The 7565-nt window shown below is 67.9% G+C and carries 7 protein-coding genes and 1 rRNA gene; all 8 read left to right on the top strand.

Annotated features, from left to right (window positions below; translation table 11 throughout):
• A 5S ribosomal RNA gene (rrf, locus tag ABTX60_RS31420) occupies positions 1-95 on the top strand; the annotation flags it as partial.
• A gap of 109 nt (positions 96-204) precedes the next feature.
• Positions 205-813 carry a cardiolipin synthase ClsA gene (gene clsA / locus ABTX60_RS31415; protein WP_053674126.1) on the top strand — a complete coding sequence of 203 codons (609 nt, stop codon included), beginning with the start codon at positions 205-207 and terminating at the stop codon, positions 811-813.
• A gap of 114 nt (positions 814-927) precedes the next feature.
• Positions 928-3423 carry a sugar phosphate nucleotidyltransferase gene (locus ABTX60_RS31410; RefSeq protein WP_352100393.1) on the top strand — a complete coding sequence of 832 codons (2496 nt, stop codon included), beginning with the start codon at positions 928-930 and terminating at the stop codon, positions 3421-3423.
• Between the two features lie 99 nt (positions 3424-3522).
• Positions 3523-4434: a DUF881 domain-containing protein gene (locus ABTX60_RS31405; RefSeq protein ID WP_352100392.1), complete on the top strand. Its 912-nt coding sequence runs from the start codon at positions 3523-3525 to the stop codon at positions 4432-4434.
• The gene (locus tag ABTX60_RS31400; protein ID WP_003988855.1) at positions 4431-4763 is read left to right on the top strand and encodes a small basic family protein; all 333 of its coding nucleotides are present in this window, start codon (positions 4431-4433) and stop codon (positions 4761-4763) included. Before ABTX60_RS31405 ends, ABTX60_RS31400 begins: the two co-directional genes overlap by 4 nt.
• A gap of 5 nt (positions 4764-4768) precedes the next feature.
• Positions 4769-5710, top strand: a complete 942-nt coding sequence (locus ABTX60_RS31395) for a DUF881 domain-containing protein (protein WP_352100391.1) — start codon at positions 4769-4771, stop codon at positions 5708-5710.
• Between the two features lie 61 nt (positions 5711-5771).
• Positions 5772-6725 (top strand): zinc-ribbon and FHA domain-containing protein, encoded by a 954-nt coding sequence (locus ABTX60_RS31390; RefSeq protein WP_352100390.1) that lies wholly within the window; start codon positions 5772-5774, stop codon positions 6723-6725.
• A 51-nt stretch (positions 6726-6776) separates the two neighbouring features.
• Positions 6777-7514 carry a transcriptional regulator FtsR gene (gene ftsR / locus ABTX60_RS31385; RefSeq protein WP_352100389.1) on the top strand — a complete coding sequence of 246 codons (738 nt, stop codon included), beginning with the start codon at positions 6777-6779 and terminating at the stop codon, positions 7512-7514.
• Positions 7515-7565 lie beyond the last annotated feature (51 nt).

The following is a 7565-nucleotide window of genomic DNA, read 5'->3' as shown; positions in this document are numbered from 1 at the left end:
AAACGCCCGGTTACATTCCGAACCCGGAAGCTAAGCCTTTCAGCGCCGATGGTACTGCAGGGGGGACCCTGTGGGAGAGTAGGACGCCGCCGAACTCCTTTTAGAGCTCTGGCTCTTGGGCACACAGCCCAAGAGCCAGAGCTTTTTTGCGTTGAGGTAGGGTCAGGGGGCATCGTTGGCACGTTTCCCACAGGAGGCCCCCGGGTGGAGGTTCAGGAGACTCGCGTCCAGACGGACCGTGTGCTCACCATCCCGAACATCCTCAGCATGGCCCGTCTCGTCGGCGTACCCGTCTTCCTGTGGCTGATCCTGCTCCCTGAGTTCGGTGGACCCCAGAGTGACGGCTGGGCCCTTCTGGTACTCGCTCTGAGCGGAGTCAGCGACTATCTGGACGGCAAGCTCGCGCGGCGCTGGAACCAGATCAGCAGCCTCGGCCGGCTCCTCGATCCCGCGGCCGATCGGCTCTACATTCTCTCGACCCTGGTCGGCCTCACCTGGCGTGAGATTCTGCCCCTCTGGTTGACCGCCGCACTTCTGGCGCGCGAGCTGGTTCTGCTGGTGATGGTGGGCATCCTCCGCCGGCACGGCTATCCGCCGCCCCAGGTGAACTTCCTGGGTAAGGCCGCCACCTTCAACCTGATGTATGCCTTCCCCCTGCTTCTGCTGAGTGACGGAAGCAGCTGGATCTCGTCACTCGCTGCAATTTTCGGATGGGCGTTCGCCGGGTGGGGTACAACGCTCTACTGGTGGGCAGGAGTCCTCTACGTGGTACAAGTCCGCCGCCTGGTCCGTGCGGACGCCATAGCCGATTGAACTCTCGGATGGTCCTGCTGCCGTAGCGGAGCGATGGCCCGTGCCGGATAAGTGAGGGACAATCCTGGCGGGGGAAGTCGGCTAGACCGTCTCTTCGAGGAGGACGCTTCCGACATGAAGGCCGTCGTGATGGCCGGAGGCGAAGGCACGCGCCTTCGCCCTATGACCTCAAGCATGCCCAAGCCGCTCCTGCCGGTGGCGAACCGGCCGATCATGGAGCATGTTCTTCGGCTGCTCAAAAGGCATGGGCTCAATGAAACAGTCGTGACCGTCCAGTTCCTGGCCTCGCTCGTCAAGAACTACTTCGGTGACGGCGAAGAGCTGGGTATGGAGCTCACCTATGCCAATGAGGAGAAGCCCCTCGGTACCGCCGGGAGCGTCAAGAACGCCGAGGAAGCGCTGAAGGACGATGCCTTCCTCGTCATCTCCGGTGACGCTCTCACGGATTTCGACCTCACCGAGCTCATCAATTTCCACAAGGAGAAGGGCGCGCTGGTCACCGTCTGTCTGACGCGTGTGCCCAATCCGCTGGAATTCGGTATCACCATCGTCGACGAGGAAGGCAAGGTGGAGCGCTTCCTCGAGAAGCCCACCTGGGGCCAGGTCTTCTCCGACACGGTGAACACCGGCATCTACGTGATGGAGCCCGAGGTCTTCGACTACGTCGAGCCCGATGTGCCCGTCGACTGGTCCGGTGACGTCTTCCCGCAGCTGATGAAGGAAGGCAAGCCCGTCTACGGCTACATCGCCGAGGGCTACTGGGAGGACGTCGGCACGCACGAGAGCTATGTGAAGGCGCAGGCCGACGTCCTCGAGGGCAAGGTCGACGTCGACATCGACGGGTTCGAGATCTCCCCGGGTGTATGGGTCGCCGAGGGAGCGGAAGTCCATTCCGACGCCGTACTCCGCGGACCTGTCTACATCGGTGACTACGCCAAGGTCGAGGCCGGGGCCGAAATCCGTGAGCACACCGTCGTGGGCTCCAATGTCGTCGTCAAGAGCGGCGCGTTTATGCACAAGGCCGTCGTTCACGACAACGTCTACGTGGGGCCGCACAGCAATCTGCGTGGCTGCGTGGTCGGCAAGAACACCGACATCATGCGTGCGGCGCGGATCGAGGACGGGGCGGTCATCGGTGATGAGTGCCTGATCGGTGAGGAATCGATCGTCCAGGGCAATGTGCGGGTCTATCCGTTCAAGACCATCGAGGCCGGCGCCTTCGTCAACACCTCGGTTATCTGGGAGTCCAGGGGCCAGGCGCATCTCTTCGGTGCCCGCGGTGTGTCCGGCATCCTGAACGTCGAGATCACGCCGGAACTCGCGGTGCGGCTCGCCGGCGCGTATGCGACGACGCTGAAGAAGGGCTCGACCGTCACCACGGCCCGTGACCACTCGCGGGGTGCACGTGCGCTGAAGCGGGCGGTGATCTCAGCGCTGCAGGCCAGTGCGATCGACGTGCGGGACCTGGAGAACGTGCCGCTGCCCGTGGCCCGTCAGCAGACCGCACGGGGCAGCGCGGGCGGCATCATGATCCGTACCACCCCCGGTGTGCCGGACTCCGTCGACATCATGTTCTTCGACGGGAACGGTGCGGACCTGTCGCAGGGCAGCCAGCGCAAGCTGGACCGGGTGTTCGCGAGGCAGGAGTACCGTCGCGCGTTCCCCGGTGAGATCGGGGATCTGCACTTCCCGGCCAGTGTCTTCGACTCGTACACCGGATCGCTGCTGCGGAACGTCGACACGACCGGGATCGGTGAATCCGGGCTGAAGGTCGTCGTGGACGCGTCCAACGGCAGTGCGGGACTCGTCCTGCCCAGCCTGCTCGGCAAGCTCGGGGTCGATTCGCTGACGATCAACCCCGGTCTCGACGAGTCCAGGCCGACGGAGACGGCCGACATGCGGCGGTCGGGGATGGTGCGCCTCGGGGAGATCGTGGCGTCCTCGGGAGCCGCGTTCGGCGTGCGGTTCGACCCCGTCGGTGAGCGGCTGTCGCTCGTCGACGAGAAGGGCCGGATCATCGAGGACGACCGGGCGCTGCTCGTGATGCTCGACCTCGTCGCCGCCGAACGGCGCAGCGGCCGCGTCGCGCTGCCGGTGACCACCACCCGGATCGCCGAGCAGGTGGCGGCGTACCACGGGACGCAGGTCGAGTGGACGACCACCTCTCCCGACGACCTCACACGCGTGGGCGGTGAGGAAGGGACGATCTTCGGCGGTGACGGCAAGGGCGGGTTCATCGTCCCCGAGTTCAGCAGTGTGTACGACGCCACCGCGGCCTTCGTACGGCTCATCGGGCTCGTGGCGCGGACGCAGCTCACGCTCAGCCAGATCGACGCGAGGATCCCGCGGGCGCACGTCCTGAAGCGGGATCTGGCGACCCCGTGGGCCGTCAAGGGGCTCGTGATGCGCCGGGTCGTCGAAGCAGCCGGAGATCGCTTCGTGGACACCACGGACGGTGTGCGTGTGGTGGAGACCGACGGCCGCTGGGTGATGGTGCTGCCCGACCCGGCCGAGGCCGTCACCCACCTGTGGGCCGAGGGGCCGGACGACGCCTCCGCGCAGGCCCTGCTGGACGAATGGGCGGCGGTCGTGGACAGCGCCGGCCGGTAGAACGGGCTGCGCGCCTGCGTGCCGGACAAGTGTCCCCCAACGGGGCCTGTCCGGCACGCCGGTGGGCCCGTTCGGAGGTAGTGCCCGCGACGTGCGACGATGTGCGGCATGCCGCAGCAACCCCCCATTCGGAGCACACCCACGCGGCCCCGGCGTCCGGACGCGTCCATGTCGTTGCTCACCAACGTCATGGACCACAGCCTCGACGACGGATATGCCGAGGCGGCCGCGCGGAAGAAGGCCGCGGGTGACAGCGGCATGCCGAAAACGCTCAGGGCGAAGCTGGGGCTTGCCGCCGGGCTGGTGCTCGCGGCCCTCGTCGTGACCGTCGGGGCGGCGCAGGCGCGGGTCGCGGCCCCGGTCGTCGCCAAGGAGCGGGAAGAGCTGGTCGACCGCATCGACCGGGAGACCGAGGCTGCGGACAAGCTGGAGGACTCCGTCGACGAGTTGCGCGCGGACGTGGGCGCACGGCAGCGCGAGGCGCTCAAGCACAGCGGCGGCGGGGAATCCGGCCTGGCGGGCATCCTGTCGGGCGCCGTCGCGGTGCACGGCCCCGGGGTGAAGCTCGTGGTGAACGACGCCAAGGAAGCCGCCTCCGGTGGCGATGGCAACCCGCGGGAGACCTCCGGCTTCTCCGACACCGGCCGCGTGCGTGACCGGGACATGCAGCGCGTGGTCAACGGGCTGTGGGAGTCGGGTGCCGAGGCCGTCTCCATCAATGGGCAGCGGCTGACGGCGCTGTCCGCGATCAGGGCGGCCGGGGACGCCATACTGGTCGACAACAAACCGCTGGTGCCGCCGTACACGGTGCTCGCGGTGGGGGATGGGCAGCGGCTGAGCACACGGTTCCAGGACAGCGCGGACGGGTTGTATCTGCACGCGCTGCAGGAGAGCTACGGCATCAGGACAGGCATCTCCGTCGAGGACGACCTCCGGCTGCCTGCCGCACCGAGTGTGATCGTACGTACAGCACAGCCGAGCATTGAGAAGAGCGAGAAGGGCACATCGTGATCGCCGTACTGGGCCTCGTCGTGGGAGTCGTGGCCGGCCTGTTGGTCCGGCCTGAGGTTCCGGCGGTGGTCGAGCCTTATCTGCCGATCGCCGTCGTGGCGGCGCTCGACGCTGTCTTCGGGGGTCTGCGGGCCATGCTCGACGGGATCTTCGACGACAAGGTCTTCGTGGTGTCGTTCCTGTCGAACGTGGTCGTGGCCGCCTTGATCGTGTTCCTGGGCGACAAGCTGGGCGTGGGTGCGCAGCTGTCCACCGGTGTGGTGGTCGTCCTCGGTATCCGGATCTTCTCCAACGCCGCGGCGATCCGCCGGCACGTGTTCCGGGCGTGAGGCCGATGAGCGAGCACGGCGAGAAGCCCACCGAGGCCGCCGACCCCGCCGAGGGGCAGGGCGACACGCGCGACGGCCACGGCGAGTCCGGGAACAGGTTGCGCAAGGAGCTGCCCCAGGAGGTCCCCGGGGCCGGGCCCGCGGCGGCGCCCGCGGACGGGGATGCCCCGGCGGAGCCGGAGCCCGAGCAGGCACCGGAACCGCAGCCGGACCCGGAGCCGCGGCTGACCGGGCGGCAGCGGCTGGCACAGGGGGTGTGGCCGCCCCGCATCACGCGGGCCCAACTCATCGTCGCGGTGCTGCTGTTCGGTCTCGGGTTCGGGCTGGCGGTGCAGGTGGCGTCGAACAGCGACAGTGACAATGCGCTGCGTGGTGCGCGACAGGAAGATCTTGTCCGCATCCTCGATGAACTGGATGACCGTACTCAACGTCTTGAGGACGAGAAGCAGGGTCTCGAGAAGCAGCGCGACGAGCTGGAGAACAGCTCCGACCAGGCCGAGGAGGCCCGGAAGCAGACGGTCGAGAAGGAGAGGCAACTCGGCATCCTGGCGGGCACGGTGGCCGCGCGGGGGCCCGGCATCACCATGACGATCCAGGACACGAAGGGGACGGTCGAGGCGGACATGCTGCTCGACGCGATCCAGGAGCTGCGTGCGGCTGGTGCCGAGGCGATCCAGGTCAACGGTGTCCGGGTGGTCGCGGGCACGTACCTCACGGACTCGGGCAAGGGTGTGGGTGTCGACGGGAACAAGATCAACGCGCCCTATCGTTTCAAGGTCATCGGCAAGCCGCAGGACCTCGAGCCGGCGCTCAACATCCCCGGAGGCGTGGTGCAGACTCTCGAGAAGGAACAGGCCACCGTCACGATCGAGCGGTCGACCGACATCGTCGTGGACGCCTTGCGAGCAGCGAAGCGGCCTGACTACGCTCGGTCGTCCTCGCAGTGAGGCGGGGGTGCATGGGCGACGTCAGGCGAGGGCATGAGGTTGCGGGGGGTCGGCGCACCGAATGGGCGGTGCGTGGTGGAAACTGTCTGGTGCAGACGGACGTTGTAAGGATGTCCGGGTCGGCCAGAGTGTTCAGTCAGGGTTCGTCCTGCCCCACGGGCGGGTCTGTTTCGGTCAAGGGGAATCGCCCGTGAAGTTGTTTGCGAAGTTGTTCGGCAAGAGCGCGCGAGAGGGCAGTGACAACGCCACCGCTCGTCATCGCGCACAGCCTGACGCGGAGGGCCAGCGGCCGCTGTTCCGGGACCAGGTGGGCGGCCCGGGCGGCGATGTTTCCGGTGGTCAGGGCGCGCCGTCGGTTGACCCTGCACAGTCCGGCGGCATAGGTTTCGGGCAACCGTCAGCCTCAAGTGCGGGTGGAGGGTTTTCCGACCCGTACGCGTCCAACGCCCCCGGTGGGCAGCCGCGGCAGGAGGATCCGATGTCGGCCCTGGTGTGTACGAGGTGCGGTAACCGTAACGCGGAGAACAGCCGTTTCTGCTCCAACTGCGGCGCGCCGCTGCGGGCGGGAGCGACACCGGAGCGCCCGTCCGAGACGACCTCCACGATCTCCATCTCCGGTCTCGAGGCCTACGACAGCGAGACCACCGGTCAGACGCCGATGCCGACCCTGTCCCCCGAGGCGCAGGCGGCCGTCGACGCGTTGCCGCTGGGTTCCGCGCTCCTCGTCGTGCGCCGTGGGCCGAACTCGGGCAGCCGCTTCCTGCTGGACGGCGACCTGACCACGGCCGGCCGGCACCCGCAGAGCGACATCTTCCTGGACGACGTGACGGTCTCCCGGCGGCACGTGGAGTTCCGCCGAGCCCAGGACGGCTCGTTCACGGTGGCCGACGTGGGCAGCCTGAACGGCACGTACGTGAACCGAGAGCGCATCGACCAGGTCGCCCTGAACAACGGCGACGAGGTGCAGATCGGCAAGTACCGGCTGGTCTTCTACGCCAGCCAGCGGGGCTACTGACCGGCTGCGGCCGGGCAGACCCAGCGAAGGTCCATCCGTCAGGGAAGGTCCATGCTTCATACACCGAGCGGCGGTGCCGGACACGGCACCGCCGCCACGGACAGTGGGCTGATGAGCATCGGCGCGGTGCTGAACGCGCTGCGCGGTGAGTTTCCCGAAGTGACCATCTCCAAGATCCGCTTCCTGGAGTCGGAAGGGCTCATCGAGCCACAGCGGACCCCCTCGGGGTACCGCAAGTTCAGCGCCCAGGACCTCGAGCGGCTCGGACACGTCCTGCGGATGCAGCGGGACCACTACCTGCCCCTGAAGGTGATCCGGGAGCATCTGGAGGCCATGGAGCGTGGTGAAGCCGTGCAGCTGCCGGTCGTGGGCCGTCAGCGGGACGGTGAATCCGCGTCCGAGTCGTCCGAGCCGCCCACCGCAGCCCGGATCGGACGGGACGAGCTGCTCATGGCCGTCGGCGTGGACGAGCAGGAGCTCAAGGAGTGGGAGTCCTACGGGCTCCTCACCCCTCTGGAGGACGGGGCCTACGACGCCGAGGCGGTCACCGTCGCCCTGCTCGTCGTGGAGCTCGGGCGGTTCGGGATCGAGCCGCGGCACCTGCGGGCCATGAAGGCCGCCGCCGACCGGGAGGCCGGGCTCGTGGACCAGGTGGTGGCGCCGCTGAAGCGGCACCGGAACCCGCAGACCAGGGCTCACGCCGAGGCTCGCGTCAAGGAGCTGGCGGGGCTCACGGTGAAGCTGCACACCGCGCTGGTGCAGACGGCGCTCGGGGTGCGGCTGCCCTGAGACGGGCGGGGTCTCGAGGGCTGGATCAGGCGCCCGATCCGGGCCCGACTA

The organism is Streptomyces sp. NPDC126510, from assembly GCF_040302345.1.
Lineage (GTDB): Bacteria > Actinomycetota > Actinomycetes > Streptomycetales > Streptomycetaceae > Streptomyces.
Note: the sequence above shows the minus strand (reverse complement) of the source record. Positions and strands in the feature narration are given on the sequence as shown.